This is a genomic window from Novosphingobium sp., assembly GCF_037133355.1.
GTDB lineage: Bacteria > Pseudomonadota > Alphaproteobacteria > Sphingomonadales > Sphingomonadaceae > Novosphingobium.
Window position 1 is genome coordinate 157900 of sequence record NZ_JBAXOI010000008.1, and the last position, 23515, is coordinate 181414.

Genomic DNA, 23515 nt, shown 5'->3' on the forward strand with positions numbered 1-23515 from the left:
ATTTCCCATGCGCCACCTCACTCTGCTTCTCCTCGCCGCGCTCGCAGCCTGCTCGAAACCTGCCCCCGCGCCCGAAGCCCTGCAAACCGCAGCCGCCCCCGCGATCCCCGCGGACGCGCCCGTAATCCTCGCGTTCGGAGACAGCCTCTACGCCGGCTATCGCCTCGCCCCTGGCGAGGGCTATCCGCCCCGCCTCGAAGCCGCGCTGAACGCCGCAGGCGTCAAGGCCCGCGTGGTGAATGCCGGCGTCTCGGGCGACACCACCGCCGCCGCGCTCGATCGGCTCGCCTTCACGCTCGACGGCCAGAAGGTCAAACCCGCGCTCGTCCTCGTCGGGCTCGGCGGCAACGACATGCTGCGCGGCCTCCCGCCCGAGCAGACCCGCGCGAACCTCGACGCGATCCTCACCGAGCTCGACAAGCGGCACATCCCCGCCCTCCTCACCGGCATGCTGGCTGCGCCCAACATGGGGAAGGACTATGTCGCCGCCTTCAATCCCATCTACCCCGCGCTGGCGGCGAAGCACAAAGCCGCGCTCGTTCCCTTCTTCCTGCAAGCGGTGATCGGCAACGACAAGCTCATGCTCGACGATCACATCCACCCGAATGCGGCCGGCGTGGACAAGATCGTCGCTGCTACGAAAGATCAGGTCACCAAGGCGCTCAAGGCTGCCACCGCGCGCTAGGGCCCACCCCGACCCCTCCCGCAAGCGGGAGGGGCTTGCAGTAGCCCGGGTTATCCCCTCCCGCGCGTCAAAGCGGCATTGCGCTGCAATCTCCCCTCCCGCTTGCGGGGGTGGGCCGAGGCAAGCGCAATCCTACCCCCGCACCACAGCCCCATCCGCCACGCGCCAAACCGCCGCATCCGCCCCCAGCGGCTCGAACGGCGCCAGTTCGGTCCCCGTCATCCACACTTGCGCACCGGCTTCGGCCAGCCGCTCATACAAGGCCGCCCGCCGCACCGGATCGAGGTGGGCCGCGATCTCATCCAGCAGCAGCAGTTGCGGCCGCGCGCCTGCCGTCAGCGCGGCATGGGCTAGCACGATCGAAATCAGCATCGCCTTCTGCTCGCCGGTCGAACAATCCGCGGCAGGCGCGCCCTTCGCCGCCAGCGTCACCGCCAGATCATCGCGGTGCGGCCCCACCAGCGTCCGCCCCGCCGCCCGGTCGCGCCGCCGCCCATCGCGCAACGCCTCGCGCAGCGCGCCTGCTTCCAGCGGCCCGCCCGCGGCATACTCCAGCGCGGGCCGTGCAAACGGCGCCTCGGGCAGACCTTCCAACGCCCCAGCAAGGCCCGCGATCAGCCCGGCCCGCGCCCGCGCGATCTCCGCGCCCGCCTCGGCCAGACCCGCCTCGATGCCATCCAGCCACAGCGCGTCGGGCTCGCCGGGCCCTTCCAGCAGCCGGTTCCGCTCGCGCAGTCCCGTCTCGTAGCGGCTCGCGGCGCGTGCATGCCCCGGCTCCAGCGCCAGCACCAGCCGGTCGAGAAATCGCCGCCGCGCGCCCGCGCCTTCGGCAAACAGGCGGTCCATCGCCGGCGTCAGCCAGGTCACCGAAAGCCATTCGCCCAGACGCGCCGCCGGCCCGTCCGCCCCGTTGATGCGCACCGTGCGCCGCCCCGGTGCCGCCGCTGTGGTTGCGGTCGCCAGCGCCACAGCGCCCTCTTCCAGCTCCGCCGCCACGGCAAAGCTTCCATCCCCCCCGCGCGCCGCCATCTCGGCCGGCTGCGCGCGCCTCAGGCCGCGCCCGGGCGAGAGCAGCGAGATCGCCTCCAGCACATTGGTCTTGCCCGCCCCGTTCTCGCCGATCAGCACATTGAACCGCGCCGTCTCCTCCAGCCGCGTCGCGGCATGATTGCGAAAATCGCGCAAGGTAAGGCGGGTGAGGGGCATCGCCGCTCGCGTTAGAAGGTTTCGCGCGCCCACGCAAAGCGGCCCGATTGACAAGCCCCGCCGCCTTGCGGATTCTGTCCCGACATGCGCTTCATCCTCCCGCTCGCCCTCCCGCTCGCCCTCCCGCTCGCCCTCGCGCTCGCCCTTTGCGCCAATGGCCCCGCAGCAAGGCCCGCCATGAACCCTGTCGTTCACTTCGAGATCCCCGTCACCGAGATGGACCGCGCCGTCCGCTTCTATGAAGCCGTGTTCGAGGTGCGGCTCACCCGGCAGGAGGTCGATGGCTACACTATGGCCTTCTTCCCCCGCGCCGATGGCAAGCCCGGCGCCAGCGGCGCGCTCGCCAAGGGCGATGTCTACGTGCCCTCGAAGTCGGGCGCGATCCTCTACTTCGATGTGCCGAGCATAGATCCCGTCCTAACCCGCGCGCTCGCGGCAGGCGGAAGGGTGCTCTATTCGAAGAAGGATATCGGCGAGGCCGGCTTCGTCGCCGAAATCGAAGACAGCGAAGGCAACCGCATCGCGCTGAGCGCACCGGCGGATTGAGCCGCCCAACGGCCTCTCACCCTACCCCTCGTCATTGCGAGGAGCGAAGCGACGACGCAATCCAGAGCGTCACGCACAACCGCTCTGGATTGCTTCGCTGCGCTCGCAATGACGAAGCATAGGCTACCTGTCTAGGCCACGTCCCCCCGTTCCAGCAGCCCATGCTTCTTCAGGCAATGCCGCAGCTGGTCATAGGTCAGCCCCAACGCCTTCGCCGTCTGCCGCTGGTTGTAGCGGTTGCGTCCGAGATGATGCTCCAGGATCGCGCGCTCATGCGCATCGACCGCGCCGCGCAGGTCCGTCACCGCATCGAGATCGGGCCGCAAGGCCGGAGCCGGGGCAGGGGCCTCGCCCCCCGCCGCCGCGCCCGGTGCGGCTCCCGTCACTGGCGCCGCCACCGGAGAGGCCGGCCGCCACGGGCTTTCGAATGGATCGAACTGGATATGCCCGATCGCGCGAGCGGGGTCGTCCCAGCGATAGACCGCGCGCTCCACCACGTTGCGCAGCTCGCGCACATTGCCCGGCCAGGCATAGTCTTCCATGGCGCGCGCCACATGCGCGGCAAAGCCCGGCCATGAAGGCCAGCCCAGCTCCGCCGCCATCCGCCGGGCATAGTAATCGGCCAGCACCGCAATATCGCCCTCGCGCACCCTGAGTGGGGGCAGCGTGATCACCTCGAAGCTCAGCCGGTCGAGCAAGTCCGGGCGGAAGCGGCCCTCGTCGGCCATCCTCGGCAGGTTCTCGTTGGTCGCCGCGACGATGCGCACGTCGACCATGATCGGCTTGTTCGCCCCGATCCGCGCGACTTCGCCATATTCCACCGCGCGCAGCAGCCGCTCCTGCGCGCCCATCGAAAGCGTGCCAAGCTCGTCGAGGAACAGCGTGCCGCCATTGGCCTCCTCGAACCGCCCTGCGCGCGCCCGCGTCGCGCCGGTAAAGGCGCCCGCCTCATGGCCGAACAGTTCCGCCTCGATAAGGGTCTCCGGGAGGGCGGCGCAGTTCATTGTCACGAGCGGCTCCTGCCACCGTGTCGAGAGGCGGTGGAGGCGTTCGGCGATCAGTTCCTTGCCGGTCCCGCGCTCGCCGATCACCAGCACCGGGCGACGCATCGGCGCGGCGCGGCTGGCGCGCTCCACCGCATCAAGAAACGCGCTCGATTGGCCGATGAACTGGACTTCGCGATCCATCTCGCGCCCTCACTTGTGAACCGGTCCCAAGTTCTAGCAGAAAATCCCAAGCCTAGGCAATAATCACCAATTCTTTCCTTCGCGCCAAACCCCAAAACCCCGGATTTCCGCGCCCTCAAGGCATTTGGCACGCCCCATGCAAAGCTTCTGGCAACCCCCGCCAAGGGGAACCAACAGGAGACTTCCGATGTACACTGCCCGCTTCTTCTCGACCCAGTTCGGCCGCGCGGCGCTGATCAGCATCGCTGCGATGATGGCCCTAAACCTCGCCGTCGCCACCCGTCCGGTCTCGGCCGCTGCGCCTCAGGTCGTCGCGTCCAGCGCCGCGGTCACGGGTGAGCTCGCCTGATGGGCGCGGACACGCCCGTGCGGTCTCAGACCAGCGGGCGCCACCAATCCCGTTTCGAAATCGAGCTCGGTGCGCTACGCCAGCACGACAACGAGACAACCCGGCCTTCCACGCCTTTTGCCACCGGAGCCAACCTGATGGGCATCTTCTCCCGCACCCGCGACATCATCGCCGCCAACTTCAACGACCTGCTCGACAAGGCGGACGACCCCGCCAAGATGATCCGCATGATCATCATGGAGATGGAGGAAACCCTCGTCGAAGTGCGTGCTTCTGCCGCCCGCACCATTGCCGATCAGAAGGAAATGGCCCGCCACGTCGCCAAGCTTGATCGGCTCCAGGCCGACTGGGCGGACAAGGCCCAGCTCGCGCTCTCCAAGGGCCGTGAAGACCTTGCCCGCGCCGCGCTCGTCGAAAAGAACAAGGCCGGAGACATGGGCGCCCAGCTGCGCAGCGAAATCACCGTGCTCGACGATTCGATGCGGGCCTACGAGATCGACATCGAGAAGCTCCAGACGCGCCTTCGCGAAGCCCGCAGCCGCCAGACCGCGATCGCCGCGCGCCTCGAAAGCGCCGAGAACCGGGTGCGTCTGCGCACGCTTATGACCAGCGAACGCGTTGACGAGGCGCTCTCGCGCTTCGACCAGCTCGAACGCCGGGTCGATTACGCCGAAGGCCGCGCCGATGCGCTCAGCCTGGCGGATGGCGCGCAGCCGAACCTCGCCGACGAGATCGCCGCGCTCGCCGGTCAGGACAAGGTCGACGAGGAGCTCGAGGCGATGAAGCGCGCACTCGGCGGCGCGAACAAGGAGGGCTGATCCATGGATTGGGATCTCGTTGTGGTCATGGGGGCTCTGTTCGTCGGGCTGCCCTGGATCGTGCTCCACTACATCACCCGGTGGAAGACCGCTGCCACGCTCACCTCGGGTGACGAGGCGCTGCTCGAGGAGCTCTACCAGCTCGCCCGCCGCCTCGATGAACGCATGGACACGGTCGAGCGCCTCGTCGCTGCCGACAATCCCGAATTCCGCCCGGCGCGTGTCCTTCCGGACCGCGAGAGCGACAACCAGAAACTGCGCGAGCTCGACCGCCTGCTCGCCGAAAAGAGGGGGACTTCCAAATGAGCAACCAGCTGCCCCAGCGCACCCGCTTCTACCGCGACAAGGTCAATGGCAAGTTCATGGGCGTGTGCTCCGGCATCGCCGACTACACCGGGATCGATGTCCTCTGGGTCCGGCTCGGCTTCCTTGTCCTAGCTTGCTCGATGGGCTGGCCGTTCCTGATCTACTTCGCGCTTGGCTTCCTTGCCGAAAAGAAGCCGCCCCGGCTCTATGTCGATCGGGAAGAGCAGAAGTTCTGGCAGGGTGTGCGCCAGTCGCCGGCCCGCACCGCGCGGGAAGTGCGCTCCTCCTTCCGCGATATCGACCGCCGCCTTGCCGAGGTCGAACAGTTCTACGTCTCGGGCAATCCGCGCCTTTCGGCCGAAATCGAGAAGCTGCGCTAAGTACGCGATAATCCCAGGGGGGAATGACACATGAATCCCGGACAAATGGCCCTGATGATCCCGATCCTCGCGCTGCTTATCCCGATCATCGCGATCTGGACCCAGCATCAGCGCAAGATCGAGGAGATCCGCGCCAAGGCAGTCGGCGAAGTTGGCACTCAGGCCGCCGCCCGCGCCGCCGCGCTGGAAGAGAGGGTTCGCGTCCTCGAAGCCATTGTCACCGACAAGAGCTACGACGTCGCCAGCCAGATCGAGGCGCTGCGCCGGGACGGCTCCGCCATCGAACACGGGAGGAACTGATGGGCGTCGACGAAATCTCGAGACTCGCCGAATTTGCCCCGATGGTCGGCGTTGTCAGCATCGCTGCCGTAGGGGGCTGGGTCCTGACCACCTGGATGCGAATCCGCCACGGCTACCCGCTCGACGGGGCATGGGGGCAGGCGGTCTATCCCAAGACCAGCACCGCCGAACAGGAGCGGATCAAGCTGCTCAGCCAGGAAAACGCCCAGCTTCGCGCCGAACTCGGCTCGGTCAAGGACCGGCTCGGCAATGTCGAACGCATCGTGACCGACAGCGGCTACCACCTGACACAAGAGATCGAGGCGCTGCGCGCCTCCGACACCAAAGCGCCGAATATAATTGGGAGCACCAAGCAATGAACGCCGCCGATGCCATTGCCTTTGCCGCGCTGATGATCGGCCTGATCTCGGTCATCGGGGTCGCTGCCGATGTCTACAAGCGCCGCCTCGCATTCAAGGAGCGCAAGCTCGAACTCGCCGCCAAGGAAAGCGCCGAGCAGGCCGCCAGCTTCGCCGCGCAGGCCCAGAAGCTGGAGCAGCGGGTGCGCGTGCTCGAACGCATCGCCACCGATCGCCCGGGCCAGGAGGTCGCCGCGCTCGCCAACGAAATCGAAGACCTGCGCACGGCCGCAGCAAACTGAACCCATCACCCGAGGACCCGTCCATGAGCTTCACGAGCGCCATCGTCGCGATCGTTGCGATCATCGTCTTCGCGCAACTGCGCAGCGCCCGCTACCGCGCCGAGCGCGGCCACCCGCTTGCCGACCAGCGCGAGGTCATCAGCGCCAGCCCCGCGCTCGAACGCGAGGTGGGCGAACTCAGGAAGCGCATCGAAGTGCTCGAGCGCATCATCACCGACGAGCGCGAATCCCGCCGTCTCGCCCAGGACATCGAAGCCCTGCGCGAACACTGATCCACCCGGAAGGAAGGAAGGAACCCGCCATGCCTTTCACCCCAGAGACCCTCAGCGCCGCCGTGCTCGCCGCTGCCGCGCTGGCCGCCATCGCGATCATCGCCCGCGCCGCGCTCGCCGCATGGAACGGCTGGCTCGACCTCAAGCGCGCCGAACTCGCCCGCCCGGCCGAATCCGGCACCGCGCAGGCGCTGGGGATGATCGACCTCAGCGACCTCAGGGAACGCCTGCGCAAGCTTGAAGCCATCGCGGCTGGTGTGGATATCTGAAGCAAGAACCCCTCCGTCTCCTCTGCGCTCCGGCACTTCCCCATTTGTGCTTCGCAAAAATGGGGAGGATCTGAGCTTCCTCCCCATTTTCACGAAGCACAAATGGGGAGGCGGCCCGCGAAGCGGGTCGGAGGGGCGCTTGCCCACCGCGACCAATCCGCTATGGCCCGCGCGCATGAGCCACCTCGACGACATCCTGGAAGAATACGAGTTCCTCGACGCGGACGAACGCTATCGCCTGCTGATCGATCTCGGCCGCAAGCTTGAACCCATGCCCGATGCTCTCAAGACCGACGCCACGCTGGTGCGCGGCTGCTCGGCCAGCGTCTGGGTCTATCCGGTGGCGCAGGAGAATGACCGGCTTCATTTCCTTGCCGACAGCAACGCCGCAATCACCAAGGGCATCGTCGCGCTCGTCCTTGCCGCGGTGCAGGACCAGCCCGCCAGCCTCGTCGCCCAAACCGATATCGCCGCGCGCCTTGCGCCCTTCGATCTCAAGAACCAGCTTTCTTCCAACCGCACCCAGGGCGTTCCCAACATGATCGCCCTCGTTCGCGAACACGCCGCCCGGATCGCGGGAGGGTAGGGGCGTGCGCCGCCACTTCTGGACGGCGGCCGGCCTCCTGTTTGTCGGCATCGGAGCAGTCGGCGCGGTGCTGCCGCTGCTGCCCACTGTGCCGTTCCTGTTGCTGGCGCTGTTCTGCTTTGCCCGCGGCAACCCGGCGTGGGAGCAGCGCCTGCTCGATCACCCGCGCTACGGCCCGCTGCTGCTCGACTGGCGCACCCGCCGCGCCATCCCGCGCCGCGCCAAATGGGCCGCGCTGATCGCCATGGCCGTATCGGTCCTCGTCACCGCGCTCGCCGCCGGCTGGCCGTGGGTCCTCATCCCGCTCGCAGTCATGGTCCTCTCCGGCGGCTGGATCTGGACCCGCAACGAATAAATAGGGACAGTCCCTGTTTATTCCACCGCCTCGCGCACCACCGCGATCCCCGCCTCGCGCTGCTTTTTCAGCTTCTGCTTCAGATCCGCCGGATCGAGCGCAATGATGAAGCCGAAGCTTACCCCGCCTTCCTTGCCGATCGTCGCGTGATGCAGCTTGTGCGCCTGCACCAGCCGCTTGGCATAGCCCTTGCGCGGCACATACTTGAACCAGCGCTGGTGAATCAGCCCGTCGTGGATCAGGGTATAGATCGCGCCGTAGATCATGATGCCGATGCCGATCCACGTCGCCGGCCACCACGCGTGTTCGCCCGCAATCAGCGGGCTGCCGATCATGAACCCGCTTATCGACATGGCCGCGCCCACCACCGCATAAAGGTCGTTGCGCTCGAAAAAGCCATCGTGCGGCTCGTGGTGGTCACGGTGCCAGGCCCAGCCAAAGCCGTGCATCACATACTTGTGGCTGCTCCACGCCACCGCTTCCATCGCCCACACCGTGGCGAAAACAATCAGGAACTGCGTCATGCCCCTGCCCATAGCCCAATCGCGCACGCCATGCGAGCCTCTCGCCCCAAGGGCCATGATGCCAACCATCCGTTCAGAAAGCGTTCAGCCCGGGATTGGCAAAAACGCTGTCGGAACAAAGGTTTCATCCGTATCGGACCAAAAAGGCCGAATCGAGATGGAACTGTCATGCAACGCTGGCAAAGCGGGCACCGTAACGGAGGGTAAAATGGGGACTGAAGTGGAAGATACGGTGCTGGTGATTGATCCGCTGCCGGCGGACGATCTGGCCATTTCGGTCGATCCCATTGAATTTCATCACATCATGGTGCTGGATCCGCTGCCTGTCGACGAAGCCGTCACCGACGTTCCCCCCGATGCGCAGACGTTTGGCGGCCCGGCTGATCCCGCGATCACCGATCCTGCGATCACTGATCCTGCGGTCACCGATCCCGTAGTCACCGATGTGGCGACCACCGATATCGTGATCACGGACGACGTGCCGGTCAAGGATCCCCAGCCCGACGACGGTGCCACCACCGATGTCGTCAAGGACGACGGCGGCGCAACAGATCCGGGCACCGACGCCGGGTCGGCTGGATCGGACGACGGGATCATCACCATCACCGTGTTCGAAGGCGACACGGGCCAGACCGATGGCGGCACCACCGATGGCGGCACCACCGATGGCGGCACCACCGATGGCGGCACCACCGATGATGGCGTCGGCCGCCCGGTTGATCCCGAGCCCAACTGGCGCACCCTCACCGGAGCGGACGGCGAAGATCAGCCGGTCATCGCTTGCGACGGCTACCCCATTTACCTGGGTGACAGCACCGACAGCTTCCCGATCTACGACAAGGTCCCCACCGGCGAGGAAACCGGCCCGGGCGACACGGTAACCGGCGATGTGGCAATCAGCGACGAGGGCACGGTGATCGAGACGCTCGATCCCACCGATCCGCTGATCTATTCGACCGGTGTGGTGCAAACGCTCGGCCGCCCCGCCGATCCCCTGCCTTACGAGCGCACCAACAGCGCTCCCACCGCCGCGCCCGAACCCGAGATCGACCGCACCCCGGTGAACTACGCGCAGGCCGACACCTTCCACACCGGGCTCGACTTGCTCTGATCGCAAGTGCCCGACGCCCGGGGGGGGCAGGTCGTTCGCCGCCAGCCTTCCCCTCCGGGTCTGTAGCCCGGCCAGCGCCATTCGCGCTTGATATGCGATCCGCGCGGGCTTAGTCCGCGCGCCATGACCAGCACCGCACCCCGCACGCTCTACGAAAAGATCTGGGCCGCCCACGTCGTGGAAGACCGCGACGATGGCACCAGCCTCGTCTACATCGACCGCCACCTCGTGCACGAGGTCACGAGCCCGCAGGCGTTCGAGGCGCTCCGGCTCACCGGCCGCAAGGTCCGCCGCCCTGATCTCACGCTCGCGGTGCCCGATCACAATTTGCCGACCACCGCCCGCCGCGATGCCGCCGGCGTCCGCGTTCCCATCGCCGACCGCGAAAGCGCCGCCCAGCTCGCCGCGCTTGAGGCAAACGCCCCGGCCTTCGGCATCCGCTATATCGGCGATTCCGATGCGGAGCAGGGCATTGTCCACGTCGTCGGGCCGGAGCAGGGCTTCTCGCTCCCCGGCGCCACCATCGTCTGCGGCGATAGCCACACCGCCTGCCACGGCGGCCTCGGCGCGCTCGCCTTCGGCATCGGCACGAGCGAGGTCGAGCATGTGCTTGCCACGCAAACCCTCCTGCTCAAGCGCTCGAAGACGATGGAAGTCCGCGTCGAAGGCACGTTGCTCCCCGGCGTCACCGCCAAGGATGTCGTCCTCCATATCACCGGCGTGCTCGGCGCGGCGGGTGGTACCGGTCACGTGATCGAATATACCGGGCAGGTCATCCGCGACCTCTCCATCGAAGGTCGCCTCACCGTGTCCAACATGGCGATCGAACACGGCGCCCGCGCCGGCCTCATCGCGCCGGACGACAAGACCTTCGCCTACCTCAAGGGCCGCCCTTACGCGCCCAAGGGCGAGGATTGGGACAAGGCCGTCGCATGGTGGCGCAGCCTCGCGACCGACGCAGGCGCGAACTACGACAAGACGGTCGTGATCCAGGCGGCGGACATCGCCCCCAGCGTCACCTGGGGCACCAGCCCGGAAGACGTCCTGCCGATCACCGGCGTGGTCCCCGCGCCTGAAAGCTTCGCCGATCCGTCCAAGCAGGCCGCCGCGCGCGCCAGCCTCGATTACATGGGGCTCGAACCCGGCCAGCCGCTCTCGTCGGTCGAGGTCCAGAACGTGTTCATCGGCAGCTGCACCAATAGCCGCATCGAAGACCTGCGCGCCGCCGCCGCCGTGCTCAAGGGCCGCAAGAAGGCCGCCAACGTCACCTGGGCGATCGTCGTCCCCGGCTCCGGCCTCGTGAAACGCCAGGCCGAGGAAGAAGGCCTCGACAAGGTGTTTATCGACGCGGGCCTCGAATGGCGCGAACCCGGCTGCTCGGCCTGCCTCGGCATGAACCCGGACAAGGTCCCCGCGGGCGAGCGCTGCGCCTCTACCTCGAACCGCAACTTCGTCGGCCGCCAGGGCCCCGGCGCCCGCACCCACCTCGTGTCGCCCGCCATGGCAGCAGCGGCGGCGGTAACGGGCCGCCTGACGGACGTGCGCGAGCTGATCTGACCGGCACCCACGCCCAGACCCACACGCCCACACGCCCACACCCAAACCCCTCATCATCGCGAGGAGCGCAGCGACGAAGCAATCCAGAGCGCTATCGCGTAACGCTCTGGAATGCGTCGCTACGCTCGCGGGTGGCGCGGGAAGAAATGTGCTGCTCCCCCTGTTTCCGCGTTGGCATATCCCATTGACATATCCCACCGGAGGCCTCACTTTCCGGGGATGAATGCACCATCTCGTCCCTCTGCGCGCCAGTCCAACCGGGCTGCCGTCTTCAAGTCAAACCGCAGTCAGGCGGTGCGGATCCCGAAGGATCTAGCCTTCCCGGACAGCGTGAAGCAGGTCGTCGTGCGGAAGCATGGTCGCAGCCTCGTGATCACGCCGGTCAACCAGTTCTGGGATGAATTCTTTGACGGCCCGGGCATCGACATTCAGGAACCTGCCGAGCTTCCCTACGATAAACGCGAAACCTTTTGATGCTCGTTTCGCTGCTGGATACCAACTTGTGCATCCGTGCGCTGCGCGATCGGCCGACTGCGATACGGGAACGGCTCAAGCGCGAGCAGGATACCCTCTGTCTGTCGACCGTGGTGCTCTACGAACTCTATGTCGGTGCCGCGCAGTCCGCCGCGCCGGACGTCAATCGCGCGGTCATCGATACGTTTGTCGAGCCGCTGCCCGTACTCGAGTTTGATGCTGAGGCCGCTTACCATGCTGCGTCGATCCGGGTCGATCTGGCACGCAAAGGCCAGATCATCGGCCCCTACGACTTGCTGATTGCCGGACACGCCCGCAGCCTGGGGCTCAAAGTCATTACAGGCAACCTGGGTGAATTTGGCCGGGTCGAAGGGCTTCGTTGCGAGGACTGGACCTGAGCGGTCCGGGCCCGCTTGCATCGCAGGTCATGCCGGTATAAGTTGCACTTAGCAACCTAAGCCCTGATCGGACCCAACATGCGCATCGTGATGACCGGCGCCACCGCCGGCTTCGGCCTCTATGCCGCAGAGCGTCTCGCGGATGCCGGCGCCAGCCTCACCATCGGCGCCCGCCATCCCGCTGCGCGCCCGCCTGCGCTCGGCGGCCGCGTCGCCGTGCTCCCGCTTGATCTCGATGCCCTCGCCAATGTCCGCGCCTTTGCCGCTGCTTTGGGGGAGGGGCCGATCGACGCACTTGTGCTCAATGCAGGCCTCCAGCTCGCCAAGCCCGCGACCAGCGCCGACGGTTTCGAGCGCACGTTCGCGGTCAATCACCTCGCGCACTATCTCCTCCTGCGCCTCCTCGCCCCGCGCCTCGCGCCCGGCGCGCGCGTGATCCTTACCGGCAGCGGCACCCACGATCCGGCGGAGAAGACCCCCGTCACCCCGCCTGTCCACGCCGATGCGGATCGCCTCGCCTATCCCGGAACCGATCCCACGGCGGAAAGCCGCACCCGCCAGGCCTGCTTCCGCGCCTACAGTTCCTCCAAGCTCTGCAACATCATGACCGCGCGCGAGGCGGCAAAGCGCCTGCCAGGGCTCAGCGTCATGTCGTTCGATCCGGGCTATGTCCCCCACACCGGCCTCGGTCGCGACAACGGCCCCATCATCGCCTCGCTGGTCAGCTATATCCTCCCGCTCATCATGAAGCGCGACCGCTCCAGCACGATCCCCCGCTCGGGCCAGTTCCTCGCCGATCTGGCGCTGGCGCCCCAATACGCGGCCTGCAACGGTGACTACTGGTCCGTCCGGGGCCCCGCGCTGCTGCGCCTCGCGCCGTCAGACCTCGCGCGCGACGATGCCGCCTGCGCCAGGCTTTGGGATGACAGCGCGCGCCTCGTCGATCTTGCGTGACGAAACACACCCCGTCGCAACCACCGCACGGCGTGGCCGCAGAACCGCCGGTCGCCTTTGCGCCGTTCATCCGCGCGAAAGGCTGGCCCGCGTCTTGGGAAAACGTTAGCTGAGCGGCTCGGCGGCCCGTTCCCTGTTTCCGCTGCCGCCGCATGATCGAAGGAGTTTGCCCGATGTCCGCACCCAGTCCGCGCCCCGCCGCGCTCGTCTTTGCCGCTGCGCTTGCCGCGTCGCTGCCGGCCGCCGCCCTTGCGCAGAACATGGAGCTTCCGCCCCTCGAGCAGCAGCCGCAGCCGCAGCCACAGCCCACCGCCGAGCTTCACACGACCGTCGCTGCCGTTTCGGGCGATGCGGCCGTGCTGCCCAAGGGCCCCGATATCAAGGGCGTGATCTCGCGCCGCAGCGCCGACCGGATGGAAGTGACTGCCGACGACGGCACGAAGACCATTGTCAACATCAACGATTACACCAAGATCCGCTCGAGCAAGGGGCTTTTCGGCATGAGCCGCCAGCAGCTCGCCGCCAATGCGCTTTTGAATGGCCTTCCGGTCATGATCCACACGCTGCAATCGGGCGATGCCCTGATGGCGAGCGAGATCCAGTTCAAGGACAAGGATCTCAAGATCGCCAACATGATCCGCACCGGCACCAAGCAAGGCTTTGAGGAACAGTCCGCCGCGACCGCCGAAGTCCGCGCGATGACCGAGGCGCTGCGCAGCCGCTTCGCCGATATCGACGAGTTCAACATCAAGAGCACTGCCAACGTGAACTTCGCCTCGGGCAAGACCGACCTCACGCCGCAGGGCAAGGCCGATCTTTGCAGCGTCGCCACGCAGGCGCAGGGCATCAAGAACGCGGTCATGCTCGTCGTCGGCTATGCCGATTCGAAGGGTAGCGAAGAGCTCAACCAGCGCCTCAGCGACCAGCGCGCCACGCGCGTCGTCAACTATCTGCAGCAAGCCTGCGGCTGGAAGCCCTACCGCATGCTCACCCCCAGCGGCATGGCCACCGCCAACCCGCTGGCGGACAACAGCACCCCTGAAGGCCGCGCGCAGAACCGCCGCGTTTCGGTCAACGTGATGGTGAGCAAGGCCGTCGACGGGCTCTGACCCACAGTCTTCTCCCCTCCCGCTTGCGGGAGGGGTCGGGGGTGGGCCTGTCCGCGCGCAAGCCTTCCCCTGCATCACACCTGCGGAAAGCTCCCGCCTCACGCTTGCAATCAAGGCTCGCGGAGGCCACTTCCAAGGCAGGCGGGATCAAGGAGCACTTCCGTGACCAAGAAGACCGATAAAGAGAGCAGCAACAGCTGGACCGGCCCTGCAGCCATCGCCGGCGCCGCGATCGGCTCTGCCGCGCTCGCTGCAGCCCTCCTCTATTCCTCGCGCCGCAAGGAACGCGCGGAAAAAGCCAAGCCCAAGCCCCCTGTCGAGCCAATCGACACCGATTGACCCGCCTGAAGTGGACGTCACCCCGGACTTGATCCGGGGTCCCGCTTGCCGCTAAGGCCCACGCCATGGAACCCGTCACCACCATCGATGGCCGCGCCATCCCGTTCGGCCGCAAGAACGTCGATACCGACGTCATCATCCCCGCCGCGTGGCTGAAAACGATCAGCCGCGAAGGGCTGGGCAAGGGTGCGTTCGAGGCGATCCGCAAGGATCCGGACAACATCTTCGACAGCGCCGAATTCAAGGGCTCGCCGATCCTCATCGCGGGTGACAACTTCGGCTGCGGCTCCAGCCGCGAACACGCCGCGTGGGCCCTGCTCGATCTCGGCATCAAGGCGGTGATCGCGCCTTCGTTCTCGGACATCTTCTCGGGCAATGCCTTCAAGAACGGCATCGTGACCGTCGTCCTGCCGCAGGAAGCGATCGACCGCCTGATGGAAGTGGCTGTGAGCGAACCCGTCCACATCGACCTCGAAGCCCAGACCGTGACGACCTCCTTCCAGGACCGCTTCACGTTCGAGATCGACGCTTTCCGCAAACACTGCCTTTTGAACGGCCTCGACGAAGTCGGCCTCACCATGGCCCGCGGCGATGCGATCAGCGCCTACGAAGCCAAAGCCAGCGCCGAACGCCCCTTCCTCGTCCACCCCGCCTGACAAGAAAATAGGGACAGTCCCTATTTTCTCGCGCAAAGAGGTCACCTTCGCGGCGAAGCCGCGCCCAATATGCGCGACGCCTTCGTCATCTCGGCTGACGCCGGAGGCATAAGCAACCTCTCTGCGCTCTTCTTTTCCTCTGCGTCTCCGCGAGAAACCCCTTCCTTAACCACCCGCTTAAATAGGGCTTCCCAAGCCTGCCAAAACATGGCTCAAAGGCGCCAACCAAAGCACCGGAGAGACCCATGAAAGCCTTGCGCACCCACGCCGTCGGCGGCCCCGAAACGCTCACGCTCGACGAGATCGACGCACCCGTCGCCGCACCCGGCCAGGTCGTCGTCGCGGTCAAGGCCTGCGCGATCAACTTCCCCGATACGCTGATGATCCGCGACATGTACCAGTTCAAGCCGCAGCGCCCCTATTCCCCCGGCGGCGAGTTCTCCGGCGTGGTCGAAAGCGTGGGCGAGGGTGTCACCCAGTGGAAGGTGGGCGACCGCGTCATCGGCATGTGCGGCAACGGCGGCCTTGCCGAAAAGGTCGCGCTCGATGCCGGCCGCATGTTCCCGCTCCCCGAAGGCGTCTCGTTCGAAACCGGCGCCTCGCTCCTCATGACCTACGGCACCACGATCCACGGCCTCAAGGACCGCGGCCACATCAAGGCGGGTGACACCCTCCTCGTCCTCGGTGCGGCCGGCGGTGTCGGCATTTCCGCGATCGAACTCGGCAAGGCCTGGGGCGCCCGCGTCATTGCCGCCGTCTCGTCCGAGGAAAAGGCCGCCGCCGCGCGCGAGGCCGGAGCAGACGACGTCGTGATCTACGGCCGCCCGCCCTTCAACAAGGACCAGAGCAAAGCCCTCGCCGATGCCTTCAAGGCCGCTTGCGGCCCGAACGGCGCGGACATCGTCTACGATATCGTCGGCGGTGATTATTCCGAACCCGCCGTCCGCGCCATCGCGTGGGAAGGCCGCTTCCTCGTCGTCGGCTTCCCCGCCGGCATCGCCAAGCTGCCGCTCAACCTCACGCTGCTCAAGTCCTGCGACGTCTGCGGCGTGTTCTGGGGCGCCTTCACCGCGCGCGAACCCGAGCGCAACGCCGCCCACGTCGCCGAACTCTTCGCGCTCCTCAAAGAGGGCCGCATCAACCCCCGCGTCTCCGCCCGCTTCCCCCTCGACCGCGGCGGCGAAGCCATCGCGCTGCTGGCGGACCGCAAGGCCGTGGGCAAAGTCGTCGTCACAATGGAGTGAGTGGCCCCCCCAGTTCGTCACCCGCGAGCGCAGCGAAGCAATCCAACACAACCGCTCCGGATTGCTTCGCCGCTACGCTCCTAGCACTGATGAACAGCGAGGCTCGCCTGACCCTCCCCATTTTTGCGAAGCACAAATGGGGAGGTGGCCCGCCGCAGGCGGGTCGGAGGGGTAATCCCCCCTACCGAGCCCGCGTCCAGACCTGTGTCTTGCACAGCGGCCAAACCACGCAGCCCTTCACCACCAGCTCTCCCGGCGATTTCAGCGAAACCGTCGCCGCATACGTCCCGCCATCGTTGGGATTGTAGATCGAACCCTTCCAGCTCCCACCCGCCGGCTTCAGCCCCCGGAAGATGTACATCCCGATCAACGGCCGCCCCCGCAGCGCCGGGTTCTTGTTGTTGCGGTCAAACCTGTCCTCCGCGCCGCCGGCGCCGCCAAGGATCTTCCCGCACAGCCCGCCGTCGCACTGCGAAACCTCGACCAGCCCGCCGCGCTCGGGCGTGCGCCACTGGCCATAGGGGTTCGCCTGCTCAGCAGCGCCCGCGCCCGCCGTCGCCGCCGCCAGCAACGCCCCGGCTATCAGCACCTTGCGCATTATCATTCCTTTCCGCTCTCGCGCCCATAGGCCGGCAGCGCCAGCTGCCAATGTATCGCTGCGCCGCGTAGCCCAAATCCTGCCAGTGCCGCCAGCGGCCATACGGCCATATTGGAGAGACCTGCCACATGCCCACCCGCGCAGATCGCCGAGGTAAGCGCGGCGGGTGTCACGTAAAGCTCGGGCCGCATGATGATCGAGGGCCTGCCAGCGATCACATCGCGGATCACCCCGCCCACGCAGCCGGTGATCACCCCCATCAACGCGGCTGGCACCGGCGCGACTCCATAGGCCAGCGCTTTTGCCGTCCCCAGCACGGCATAGGCTCCAAGCCCTGCCGCATCGGCCCATTCGATCACCAGCGTCCCCTCGCGCCACCAGCGCGCCGGGCTGAACCAGACGAGCATCGCCACCGTCAGGCACACCGGCGCGGTCCAGGCATTGTGCACCCAGAACACCGGCGCCCCGATCAGCAGATCGCGCACCGTGCCGCCACCCACGCCCGTTACCACCGCGAAAAACGCCATGGTCACAAAGGTTTGCCGCATACGTGCAGCCAGCAGCGCCCCGCTCAGCGCCGTCACCGCTATGCCCGCAGGATCAAGCGCTGCCACTGCGGCAAAGACATCTGCCGCCGCAGGCGCGAGCGGTGGGGCAGGCAAATGGAGGGCCAGTGCGGACATGGTGCCTCATAGCACCGCGCTTAGGCCGAAAGTAACCACCCTGCGGCTAAGATGAAACCGAAGCGGTCTTTTTTCCTCCAGCAGGCGTCTCGCAGCACGTGAAGAATCTGCTCAAGAGCTGGCAAGGCACACGCACCGGGCACGATGTGCCCGAGAGCGATGATGCCGCGCATCGGCTTGCCGTGTTCGAGGATATCGAGCGCGGTCATGCCGGCTGGTTCTGGGCAACCGACGCCGCCGGACGCCTGTCCTACATCTCCCCTGCCGCCTGCGAGCGTTTCGGCGCCGCCGCCGAAGCCCTGATCGGCCAGCCTTTCACCGCGCTGTTTGAAACCGATCCGGAAAACCCCGGCGAACGGTCCGACCGCCCGCTCCAGTTCCTCTTCGGCTCCCATGCGCGGCTTGCGGATGTTACCGTCCGGCTCGTGCCCGATCGCTGCGGCCCGGGCGGCCGGCCCGGGTGGTGGGCGCTTTCCGGCCAGCCCAAGATCGGCGTTGCCAAGCCCGGCAGCGACGGCGCCTTCCACGGCTATCGCGGCAGCGCGCGCGATATCACGGTCGAATACGAACGCCGCATCGAGGATTCGCGCCTCGCCGAGTTCGATTCGCTCACCGGCCTTGCCAACCGCCACCGCATCACCCGCCGCTTCGAACAGATGCTCTCCGCATTCCGTGGCACCATGCGCCCGGCCACGCTGATGATGCTTGATCTTGACCGCTTCAAGCATGTCAACGACACGCTTGGCCACCCCGCCGGCGACGAACTCCTGCGCCAGGTCGCCCAGCGCCTGATCAAGGTCGTCGGGACAGTGGGCGAGATCGGCCGCCTCGGCGGCGACGAATTCCAGATCCTCCTTCCCGATCAGGAAGATCGCGGCAAGCTCGGCGAACTGGCCGACAAGATAATCGCCCTGATCTCGCAGCCCTATCGCATCGACGACAACCACGTCGTCATCGGCGTCTCGGTCGGCATGGCGATCGCGCCGTTCGATGGCACCGAGCGCGAGGAAATCGTCCGCGCCGCCGATCTTGCGCTCTATGCCGCCAAGCACGGCGGGCGCGGCCAGTTCCGCTTCTATTCCACCGATCTCAAGGACGAGAAGGAAGAGCGCCGCCAGCTGGAAGACGCGCTGCGCGATGCCCTCGCCACGGTCGACAGCGCGGTGGACAACTGGGAAGAACCCCAGCTTGCCATGGTCTACCAGCCGGTTGTGCGCACCGAGGATCACTTGGTCGTCGGCTTCGAGGCGCTGATGCGCTGGGAGCACCCGAGCCGCGGCGCCATCTCGCCTGCGGTATTCATCCCGGTTGCGGAAGATACTGGCCTCATCCTCCAGCTCGGCGCCTGGGCGCTGCGCCAGTCGGTGCGCGATGCCATGGCTTGGCCAAAGACCCTGCGCGTCGCGGTCAATGTTTCGGCCGTACAGTTTGCGCACCCCAGCTTTCCCGCCACTGTCGCCGAAGTGCTCGAGTCCACTGGCCTCGATCCCGACCGGCTCGAGCTCGAGCTCACCGAATCCGTGTTCATGGGCGATGGCGAGGCAACCGACGCCGCATTCAAGGCGCTGAAAGCACTGGGCGTCCGCCTCGCGCTCGATGATTTCGGCACCGGCTATTCCTCGCTCAGCTACTTGCGCGCCGCGCCCTTTGACAAGCTCAAGGTCGATCGCAGCTTCGTCGAGAGCTGCACGCTCACCGATCAGAACAGCGCCAAGATCATCGCCGCGATCATCGGACTTGCCGATGCGCTCGGCATGGAAACCACCGTGGAGGGCGTCGAAGCCTTCGACCAGCGCGATGTGGTCTGCGCCAAGGGCGCCCGCCTCATCCAGGGCTATCTCTATTCGCCCCCGCTCGATCAGGCCACCGTGCTCGAACGCATGCGCTCCGAAGAGCTGCGCATCCCGCCCGACGGTCCCCGCCGCCACCGCCCGGAGCGCCGCCTCGTCTACCGCCGCATCGGCGTCATCCACGAAGACCACCGCTACGAAGCGCTGCTGCGCAATCTCTCGGCCACTGGCGCGGGGATCGAGGGCCTTGTCGGCGTACCTCTCGGCGCCAGCCTCGTGCTCGATCTCGGCGCCGGCCAACTTGCCGTTGTCAGTGTCTCGCGCTCGGAAGAGGCGAGCATCGGCGTCGAGTTCGAAACCCCCCTTGTCAGCGACGGCGCTGGCGGCCTCGTCACGCGCTACCGCGCCAGCCCCTACGCCCTCGCCGCCGCCGCCCGCATGGCCAGCAGCAGCACGCCCCAGTTCATGGAAGTCGAAGTCCGCAAACGCGCCTAAGGCCTTCCCCATTTTTGCGAAGCACAAATGGGCCAAAAAGACCGTTAGATCCTCCCCATTTTTGCGCAGCACAAATGGGGAGGTGGCCCGCGAAGCGGGTCGGAGGGGCAAGCGCCTCAAAAGTAGAGCCATCAACCCAAGCCTCGTCATTGCGAGCGCAGCGAAGCAATCCAGAGCCGTGGTGCACGACGCCCTGGATTGCTTCGCTGCGCTCGCAATGACGATAGACTCGGGATCGCCTCGCGAGGTTCAGGCGGCCGGATCGGAAGCGGCAAACCTTCGCCTCGCCCGCCGCCGCCGAAACAGCAGCACCACCCCCACCACAGACCCCGCCACTGCCAGCGCAGCAAAGCCGATCAGCACCGGATGGTGCGAATTCTCGCGCCCCTCCAGATCCATGATGTGCAGCCCCCACATGAAGTCATAGGCGCGCCACAGCCGCGTCCTCACCGCCAGCACTTCGCCGGTCCCGGCGTCGATATAGAGGTGCGTGTCATCGCCAAACCGCGCCTGCCACGAAGGCCGCTCCCGGCGCAGTTCGATCGGCGCCTTGTCCGCTGCAAACCGCGCCATGCCCACCAGCCTTGCCTCGCCGCGATAGGTCGCCAGCGCAATCGCGCGCGCCTCGGCTTCCTCCACAGCGGGCAGGGCGAGCCCGTTCTTCGCATCGAACCGCCGCAGGGCGCCGCCCGCCAGCGTGGCAACCCACACCGGCCGCCCGGCCTCGTCCACCAATGTCAGCTTGGTCACCGGCGCCGCTTGCGGCACCACCAGGCCCGCCAGCGCCACCGCCCCGGGCTCGGCGCGCAGGTGCGCCCCGCGCACTTCCTCGATCGGCCAGGAAGCCATGAACAGCCCGCTCGCCGTCCACAGCAGCAGCGGAACGCCGACCAGCCAGCCGAGCCAGATGTGCCAGCGGGCAAGGCGGCGCATCACGCGCAGCATCAGATATGGATCGGCTTGCCGCCAATCCCCATCGCGGCTTCCTTCAGCGCTTCGGCATGAGTCGGGTGCGCGTGGCTGGTATAGGCAATGTCCTCCGCCGTCGCGCCAAATTCCAGCGCCAGCGCGGCCTCGGCAATCATCGAACCCGCCACCGAGGCGATGCACCACACGCCAAGCACGCGCTCGGTCTTGGCGTCCGCGATCACCTTCACGAAGCCGTCGGGCTCATGGTTGGTCTTGGCGCGGCTGTTCGCCAGCATCGGGAACTTGGAAACCTTCACCTCACCCTTCTCGCGCGCGGCTTCCTCGGTCAGGCCCACGCCCGCGATTTCGGGGAAGGTATAGACCACGCCCGGGATCACATTGTGGTTCACGATGCCGGTCAGTCCGGCGATGAACTCCGCCACCGCAACGCCTTCGTCCTCGGCCTTGTGCGCCAGCATCGGTCCCGGGATCACGTCGCCGATGGCCCAGACGCCCGGCACCGCGGTGCGGAAATCATGGCCCGTCTCGATCTGTCCGCGCTTGTTCACCTCAAGGCCGATCTTCTCGAGGCCCAGCCCGTCCACATTCGGCCGCCGCCCGATGGCGACCAGCACGCAGTCTGCCGTCAGCGTCTCGGAAGCGCCGCCTGCCGAAGGCTCCAGCGTCAAAGTCGCGGTCTTGCCCTTCACGGTCACGCCCGTCACCTTGGTGGAAAGCTTGAGCTCCATGCCCTGCTTCTTGAAGATCTTCGCCGCTTCCTTGCGCACGTCGCCGTCCATGCCCGGCAGCAACTGGTCGAGGAACTCCACCACCGTCACCTTCGCGCCAAGCCGCCGCCAGACCGAACCCAGCTCCAGCCCGATCACCCCGCCGCCGATCACCACCAGATGATCCGGCACCCGGTCCAGAGCCAAGGCGCCGGTCGAATCCACGACCACGCCCGCGTCGTTATCGACAGTCACCCCCGGCAGCGGCGTCACGCTCGAACCCGTGGCAATCACCACGTCCTTCGCCGTCACCTTCGCGCCGCCCACGGTCACCGTGTGCGCATCTTCGAACGCGGCATAGCCCTTCAGCCAGGTCACCTTGTTCTTCTTGAACAGGAACTCGATCCCGCCCGTCAGCTGCTTCACCGAATCCAGCTTCTGCTGCTGCATCGCAGCCAGATCGAGCGTCACCGGCCCGGTCTTGATGCCATAGCTCGCAAACGTCCCGTCCACCGCCTCGGCGAACTTCTCCGATCCGTGCAGCAGCGCCTTCGAAGGAATGCACCCCACGTTGAGGCACGTGCCACCCAGGGTCTCGCGCCCCTCGGCACAAGCCACCTTCAGCCCCAGCTGCGCCGCGCGGATCGCCGCAACATAGCCGCCCGGGCCAGCACCGATGACAAGCACGTCGTAGTCGTATTCAGCCATGTTGAGGCTCTTTCCTTGCGTGTCTTCCTCCACCACTCGTCATTCCCGCGAAGGCGGGAATCCAGGGGCGGCGAAGAACTGGATTCCCGCCTTCGCGGGAATGACGAAAGCTTCGTACCAGATCACATATCAATCAGCAGCCGCGTCGGATCCTCGATCGCTTCCTTGATCGTCTTCAAAGCGGTCACAGCCTCGCGCCCATCGATGATCCGGTGGTCATAGCTCAGCGCGATATACATCATCGGCCGCACCACGATCTGCCCATCGCGCACCACCGGCCTGTCCTCGATCCGGTGCAGCCCCAGCACGGCAGACTGCGGCGGATTGATGATCGGCGTGGACATCAGCCCGCCAAACACGCCGCCGTTCGAAATCGTGAACGTGCCGCCCGCCATATCGGCCATGGTCAGCGAGCCGTCGCGCGCCTTCTTGCCGTATTCGGCAATCGCCTTCTCGATCCCGGCAAAGCTCATCTTGTCGACATCGCGCACCACCGGTACGACCAGCCCATTCGGCGCCGAAACCGCGACCGAGATATCGACGTAGTCGAAATAGACGATCTCATCGCCCTGCATCTGCGCGTTGACCGCCGGAATGTCCTTCAGCGCCAGCACCGATGCCTTCGCGAAGAAGCTCATCAGGCCCAGCTTCACGCCGTGCTTCTTCTCGAACACGTCCTTGTACTTCGCGCGCGCTTCCATCACCGCGCTCATGTCCACGTCGTTAAACGTGGTGAGCATCGCCGCGGTTTCCTGTGCAGATTTCAGCCGCTTGGCGATGGTCTGGCGCAGGCGGGTCATCTTCACCCGCTCCTCGCGCCGCCCGCCGACAGGTGCCGCCACCGGAGCCGGGGCAGGGGCCGCAGCCGCCACCACAGGAGCCGGAGCAGCCTGCTTGGCCACAGCCGCCGCCAGCACGTCTTCCTTGGTCAGGCGCCCGTCCTTGCCGGTGCCCTTGACCGTCGCCGGGTCGATCCCATGCTCCAGCACCGCGCGCCGCACGGCCGGCGAAAGCGCCGCCGCATCGTCCGCCACGGCCGCCGGGGCAGGGGCTGCCGCCTTCGCCGCAGGCGCCGCAGCCGCAACCCCGCTCGTCTCGATCAGCCCCAGCAGCGCGCCCACCGCCACGGTGTCACCCTCGGCAGCAATATGCGCGCCCATGATCCCCGCAACCGGCGAGGGCACTTCGACGGCCACCTTGTCGGTCTCGAGGCTGGCGATCGGCTCATCCACCGCCACCGCTTCGCCGGGCTGCTTGAGCCACTGGCCAACCGTCGCTTCGCTGACACTTTCGCCCAGCACGGGCACTTTCACTTCGATAGACATGTTATTGTCTTCCT

The 23515-nt window shown here is 66.7% G+C and carries 31 protein-coding genes; 23 read left to right on the forward strand and 8 right to left on the reverse strand.

Features of this window, described 5'->3' with window-relative positions:
• Positions 1-7 precede the first annotated feature (7 nt).
• Positions 8-685: an arylesterase gene (locus WCL10_RS10320; protein WP_336895545.1), complete on the forward strand. Its 678-nt coding sequence runs from the start codon at positions 8-10 to the stop codon at positions 683-685.
• A 132-nt stretch (positions 686-817) separates the two neighbouring features.
• Here WCL10_RS10320 and recF read toward each other — a convergent pair whose 3' ends face one another.
• Positions 818-1891: a DNA replication/repair protein RecF gene (gene recF / locus WCL10_RS10325; protein ID WP_336895546.1), complete on the reverse strand. Its 1074-nt coding sequence runs from the start codon at positions 1889-1891 to the stop codon at positions 818-820.
• A gap of 84 nt (positions 1892-1975) precedes the next feature.
• Between recF and WCL10_RS10330 the strand changes: the two genes are divergently transcribed.
• A complete protein-coding gene (locus tag WCL10_RS10330) occupies positions 1976-2437 on the forward strand; it encodes a VOC family protein (RefSeq protein ID WP_336895547.1) in 462 nt (153 codons plus the stop codon).
• A gap of 131 nt (positions 2438-2568) precedes the next feature.
• On the opposite strand, the gene pspF is transcribed toward WCL10_RS10330, so the two are convergent.
• On the reverse strand, positions 2569-3624 hold the full coding sequence (gene pspF, locus WCL10_RS10335; RefSeq protein ID WP_336895548.1) for a phage shock protein operon transcriptional activator: 1056 nt from the start codon (positions 3622-3624) through the stop codon (positions 2569-2571).
• A gap of 187 nt (positions 3625-3811) precedes the next feature.
• Between pspF and WCL10_RS10340 the strand changes: the two genes are divergently transcribed.
• From WCL10_RS10340 to WCL10_RS10390, 11 genes are all read left to right on the forward strand, one after another.
• Positions 3812-3973, forward strand: coding sequence for a hypothetical protein (locus WCL10_RS10340; RefSeq protein WP_336895549.1), 162 nt, complete (start codon positions 3812-3814; stop codon positions 3971-3973).
• Positions 3973-4791 (forward strand): phage shock protein PspA, encoded by an 819-nt coding sequence (pspA, locus tag WCL10_RS10345; RefSeq protein WP_336895550.1) that lies wholly within the window; start codon positions 3973-3975, stop codon positions 4789-4791. The genes WCL10_RS10340 and pspA overlap by 1 nt, the downstream gene beginning before the upstream one ends.
• 3 nt (positions 4792-4794) lie before the next feature.
• Complete coding sequence (gene pspB / locus WCL10_RS10350; protein ID WP_336895551.1) at positions 4795-5097, forward strand: envelope stress response membrane protein PspB; 303 nt, start codon at positions 4795-4797, stop codon at positions 5095-5097.
• Positions 5094-5477 carry an envelope stress response membrane protein PspC gene (gene pspC, locus WCL10_RS10355; protein WP_336895552.1) on the forward strand — a complete coding sequence of 128 codons (384 nt, stop codon included), beginning with the start codon at positions 5094-5096 and terminating at the stop codon, positions 5475-5477. Before pspB ends, pspC begins: the two co-directional genes overlap by 4 nt.
• Positions 5478-5507: 30 nt before the next feature.
• Positions 5508-5777: a hypothetical protein gene (locus WCL10_RS10360; RefSeq protein ID WP_336895553.1), complete on the forward strand. Its 270-nt coding sequence runs from the start codon at positions 5508-5510 to the stop codon at positions 5775-5777.
• Positions 5777-6136: a hypothetical protein gene (locus WCL10_RS10365; RefSeq protein ID WP_336895554.1), complete on the forward strand. Its 360-nt coding sequence runs from the start codon at positions 5777-5779 to the stop codon at positions 6134-6136. Before WCL10_RS10360 ends, WCL10_RS10365 begins: the two co-directional genes overlap by 1 nt.
• Positions 6133-6417, forward strand: coding sequence for a hypothetical protein (locus tag WCL10_RS10370; protein WP_336895555.1), 285 nt, complete (start codon positions 6133-6135; stop codon positions 6415-6417). Before WCL10_RS10365 ends, WCL10_RS10370 begins: the two co-directional genes overlap by 4 nt.
• A gap of 23 nt (positions 6418-6440) precedes the next feature.
• On the forward strand, positions 6441-6689 hold the full coding sequence (locus WCL10_RS10375) for a hypothetical protein (protein WP_336895556.1): 249 nt from the start codon (positions 6441-6443) through the stop codon (positions 6687-6689).
• Positions 6690-6718: 29 nt separating this feature from the next.
• Positions 6719-6958: a hypothetical protein gene (locus WCL10_RS10380; RefSeq protein WP_336895557.1), complete on the forward strand. Its 240-nt coding sequence runs from the start codon at positions 6719-6721 to the stop codon at positions 6956-6958.
• A gap of 175 nt (positions 6959-7133) precedes the next feature.
• The gene (locus WCL10_RS10385; protein ID WP_336895558.1) at positions 7134-7544 is read left to right on the forward strand and encodes a SufE family protein; all 411 of its coding nucleotides are present in this window, start codon (positions 7134-7136) and stop codon (positions 7542-7544) included.
• 4 nt (positions 7545-7548) lie between these two features.
• Entirely contained in the window at positions 7549-7899 is a 351-nt protein-coding gene (locus WCL10_RS10390; RefSeq protein ID WP_336895559.1) for a YbaN family protein, read from the forward strand.
• 17 nt (positions 7900-7916) lie between these two features.
• Here the strand turns inward: WCL10_RS10390 and WCL10_RS10395 are convergent, their stop codons facing one another.
• On the reverse strand, positions 7917-8423 hold the full coding sequence (locus WCL10_RS10395; protein WP_336895560.1) for a sterol desaturase family protein: 507 nt from the start codon (positions 8421-8423) through the stop codon (positions 7917-7919).
• A gap of 208 nt (positions 8424-8631) precedes the next feature.
• On the opposite strand from WCL10_RS10395, the gene WCL10_RS10400 reads away from it, so the two are divergent.
• The 9 genes from WCL10_RS10400 to WCL10_RS10440 all read left to right on the forward strand — a co-directional run bounded on the left by WCL10_RS10400 (position 8632) and on the right by WCL10_RS10440 (position 16265).
• Positions 8632-9534 (forward strand): hypothetical protein, encoded by a 903-nt coding sequence (locus WCL10_RS10400; RefSeq protein ID WP_336895561.1) that lies wholly within the window; start codon positions 8632-8634, stop codon positions 9532-9534.
• 123 nt (positions 9535-9657) lie between these two features.
• Positions 9658-11091 carry a 3-isopropylmalate dehydratase large subunit gene (leuC, locus tag WCL10_RS10405; RefSeq protein ID WP_336895562.1) on the forward strand — a complete coding sequence of 478 codons (1434 nt, stop codon included), beginning with the start codon at positions 9658-9660 and terminating at the stop codon, positions 11089-11091.
• Between the two features lie 219 nt (positions 11092-11310).
• Entirely contained in the window at positions 11311-11565 is a 255-nt protein-coding gene (vapB, locus tag WCL10_RS10410) for a type II toxin-antitoxin system VapB family antitoxin (protein ID WP_336895563.1), read from the forward strand.
• Positions 11565-11963: a type II toxin-antitoxin system VapC family toxin gene (locus WCL10_RS10415; protein WP_336895564.1), complete on the forward strand. Its 399-nt coding sequence runs from the start codon at positions 11565-11567 to the stop codon at positions 11961-11963. The genes vapB and WCL10_RS10415 overlap by 1 nt, the downstream gene beginning before the upstream one ends.
• 78 nt (positions 11964-12041) lie before the next feature.
• Positions 12042-12917 (forward strand): SDR family NAD(P)-dependent oxidoreductase, encoded by an 876-nt coding sequence (locus tag WCL10_RS10420; RefSeq protein WP_336895565.1) that lies wholly within the window; start codon positions 12042-12044, stop codon positions 12915-12917.
• 173 nt (positions 12918-13090) lie between these two features.
• Positions 13091-14026: an OmpA family protein gene (locus tag WCL10_RS10425; protein ID WP_336895566.1), complete on the forward strand. Its 936-nt coding sequence runs from the start codon at positions 13091-13093 to the stop codon at positions 14024-14026.
• A gap of 162 nt (positions 14027-14188) precedes the next feature.
• Positions 14189-14365, forward strand: a complete 177-nt coding sequence (locus WCL10_RS10430; protein WP_336895567.1) for a hypothetical protein — start codon at positions 14189-14191, stop codon at positions 14363-14365.
• 65 nt (positions 14366-14430) lie between these two features.
• Entirely contained in the window at positions 14431-15021 is a 591-nt protein-coding gene (gene leuD, locus WCL10_RS10435; protein WP_336895568.1) for a 3-isopropylmalate dehydratase small subunit, read from the forward strand.
• Positions 15022-15266: 245 nt separating this feature from the next.
• Positions 15267-16265 (forward strand): NADPH:quinone oxidoreductase family protein, encoded by a 999-nt coding sequence (locus WCL10_RS10440; protein ID WP_336895569.1) that lies wholly within the window; start codon positions 15267-15269, stop codon positions 16263-16265.
• 181 nt (positions 16266-16446) lie between these two features.
• On the opposite strand, the gene WCL10_RS10445 is transcribed toward WCL10_RS10440, so the two are convergent.
• Both WCL10_RS10445 and WCL10_RS10450 read right to left on the reverse strand, forming a co-directional pair.
• Positions 16447-16863 (reverse strand): DUF2147 domain-containing protein, encoded by a 417-nt coding sequence (locus WCL10_RS10445; RefSeq protein WP_336895570.1) that lies wholly within the window; start codon positions 16861-16863, stop codon positions 16447-16449.
• A 2-nt stretch (positions 16864-16865) separates the two neighbouring features.
• On the reverse strand, positions 16866-17546 hold the full coding sequence (locus tag WCL10_RS10450; RefSeq protein ID WP_336895571.1) for a TRIC cation channel family protein: 681 nt from the start codon (positions 17544-17546) through the stop codon (positions 16866-16868).
• A 98-nt stretch (positions 17547-17644) separates the two neighbouring features.
• Here WCL10_RS10450 and WCL10_RS10455 point away from each other — a divergent pair, with 98 nt between their 5' ends.
• Positions 17645-19831 carry an EAL domain-containing protein gene (locus WCL10_RS10455; protein ID WP_336895572.1) on the forward strand — a complete coding sequence of 729 codons (2187 nt, stop codon included), beginning with the start codon at positions 17645-17647 and terminating at the stop codon, positions 19829-19831.
• 249 nt (positions 19832-20080) lie between these two features.
• Here WCL10_RS10455 and WCL10_RS10460 read toward each other — a convergent pair whose 3' ends face one another.
• From WCL10_RS10460 to odhB, 3 genes are all read right to left on the reverse strand, one after another.
• On the reverse strand, positions 20081-20764 hold the full coding sequence (locus WCL10_RS10460; RefSeq protein ID WP_336895573.1) for a PepSY domain-containing protein: 684 nt from the start codon (positions 20762-20764) through the stop codon (positions 20081-20083).
• A gap of 11 nt (positions 20765-20775) precedes the next feature.
• On the reverse strand, positions 20776-22176 hold the full coding sequence (gene lpdA / locus WCL10_RS10465) for a dihydrolipoyl dehydrogenase (protein WP_336895574.1): 1401 nt from the start codon (positions 22174-22176) through the stop codon (positions 20776-20778).
• A 122-nt stretch (positions 22177-22298) separates the two neighbouring features.
• Entirely contained in the window at positions 22299-23501 is a 1203-nt protein-coding gene (odhB, locus tag WCL10_RS10470; protein ID WP_336895575.1) for a 2-oxoglutarate dehydrogenase complex dihydrolipoyllysine-residue succinyltransferase, read from the reverse strand.
• Between the last annotated feature and the right edge of the window lie 14 nt (positions 23502-23515).

Excerpts from the sequence above, each read along its gene's own strand:
- WCL10_RS10320 (WP_336895545.1), top strand. The coding sequence starts at position 8 with ATGCGCCACCTCACTCTGCTTCTCCTCGCCGCGCTCGCAGCCTGCTCG.
- recF (WP_336895546.1), bottom strand. The coding sequence starts at position 1,891 with ATGCCCCTCACCCGCCTTACCTTGCGCGATTTTCGCAATCATGCCGCG.
- WCL10_RS10330 (WP_336895547.1), top strand. The coding sequence starts at position 1,976 with ATGCGCTTCATCCTCCCGCTCGCCCTCCCGCTCGCCCTCCCGCTCGCC.
- pspF (WP_336895548.1), bottom strand. The coding sequence starts at position 3,624 with ATGGATCGCGAAGTCCAGTTCATCGGCCAATCGAGCGCGTTTCTTGAT.
- WCL10_RS10340 (WP_336895549.1), top strand. The coding sequence starts at position 3,812 with ATGTACACTGCCCGCTTCTTCTCGACCCAGTTCGGCCGCGCGGCGCTG.
- pspA (WP_336895550.1), top strand. The coding sequence starts at position 3,973 with ATGGGCGCGGACACGCCCGTGCGGTCTCAGACCAGCGGGCGCCACCAA.
- pspB (WP_336895551.1), top strand. The coding sequence starts at position 4,795 with ATGGATTGGGATCTCGTTGTGGTCATGGGGGCTCTGTTCGTCGGGCTG.
- pspC (WP_336895552.1), top strand. The coding sequence starts at position 5,094 with ATGAGCAACCAGCTGCCCCAGCGCACCCGCTTCTACCGCGACAAGGTC.
- WCL10_RS10360 (WP_336895553.1), top strand. The coding sequence starts at position 5,508 with ATGAATCCCGGACAAATGGCCCTGATGATCCCGATCCTCGCGCTGCTT.
- WCL10_RS10365 (WP_336895554.1), top strand. The coding sequence starts at position 5,777 with ATGGGCGTCGACGAAATCTCGAGACTCGCCGAATTTGCCCCGATGGTC.
- WCL10_RS10370 (WP_336895555.1), top strand. The coding sequence starts at position 6,133 with ATGAACGCCGCCGATGCCATTGCCTTTGCCGCGCTGATGATCGGCCTG.
- WCL10_RS10375 (WP_336895556.1), top strand. The coding sequence starts at position 6,441 with ATGAGCTTCACGAGCGCCATCGTCGCGATCGTTGCGATCATCGTCTTC.
- WCL10_RS10380 (WP_336895557.1), top strand. The coding sequence starts at position 6,719 with ATGCCTTTCACCCCAGAGACCCTCAGCGCCGCCGTGCTCGCCGCTGCC.
- WCL10_RS10385 (WP_336895558.1), top strand. The coding sequence starts at position 7,134 with ATGAGCCACCTCGACGACATCCTGGAAGAATACGAGTTCCTCGACGCG.
- WCL10_RS10395 (WP_336895560.1), bottom strand. The coding sequence starts at position 8,423 with ATGACGCAGTTCCTGATTGTTTTCGCCACGGTGTGGGCGATGGAAGCG.
- WCL10_RS10400 (WP_336895561.1), top strand. The coding sequence starts at position 8,632 with ATGGGGACTGAAGTGGAAGATACGGTGCTGGTGATTGATCCGCTGCCG.
- leuC (WP_336895562.1), top strand. The coding sequence starts at position 9,658 with ATGACCAGCACCGCACCCCGCACGCTCTACGAAAAGATCTGGGCCGCC.
- vapB (WP_336895563.1), top strand. The coding sequence starts at position 11,311 with ATGAATGCACCATCTCGTCCCTCTGCGCGCCAGTCCAACCGGGCTGCC.
- WCL10_RS10415 (WP_336895564.1), top strand. The coding sequence starts at position 11,565 with ATGCTCGTTTCGCTGCTGGATACCAACTTGTGCATCCGTGCGCTGCGC.
- WCL10_RS10420 (WP_336895565.1), top strand. The coding sequence starts at position 12,042 with ATGCGCATCGTGATGACCGGCGCCACCGCCGGCTTCGGCCTCTATGCC.
- WCL10_RS10425 (WP_336895566.1), top strand. The coding sequence starts at position 13,091 with ATGTCCGCACCCAGTCCGCGCCCCGCCGCGCTCGTCTTTGCCGCTGCG.
- leuD (WP_336895568.1), top strand. The coding sequence starts at position 14,431 with ATGGAACCCGTCACCACCATCGATGGCCGCGCCATCCCGTTCGGCCGC.
- WCL10_RS10440 (WP_336895569.1), top strand. The coding sequence starts at position 15,267 with ATGAAAGCCTTGCGCACCCACGCCGTCGGCGGCCCCGAAACGCTCACG.
- WCL10_RS10445 (WP_336895570.1), bottom strand. The coding sequence starts at position 16,863 with ATGCGCAAGGTGCTGATAGCCGGGGCGTTGCTGGCGGCGGCGACGGCG.
- WCL10_RS10450 (WP_336895571.1), bottom strand. The coding sequence starts at position 17,546 with ATGTCCGCACTGGCCCTCCATTTGCCTGCCCCACCGCTCGCGCCTGCG.
- WCL10_RS10460 (WP_336895573.1), bottom strand. The coding sequence starts at position 20,764 with ATGCGCCGCCTTGCCCGCTGGCACATCTGGCTCGGCTGGCTGGTCGGC.
- lpdA (WP_336895574.1), bottom strand. The coding sequence starts at position 22,176 with ATGGCTGAATACGACTACGACGTGCTTGTCATCGGTGCTGGCCCGGGC.
- odhB (WP_336895575.1), bottom strand. The coding sequence starts at position 23,501 with ATGTCTATCGAAGTGAAAGTGCCCGTGCTGGGCGAAAGTGTCAGCGAA.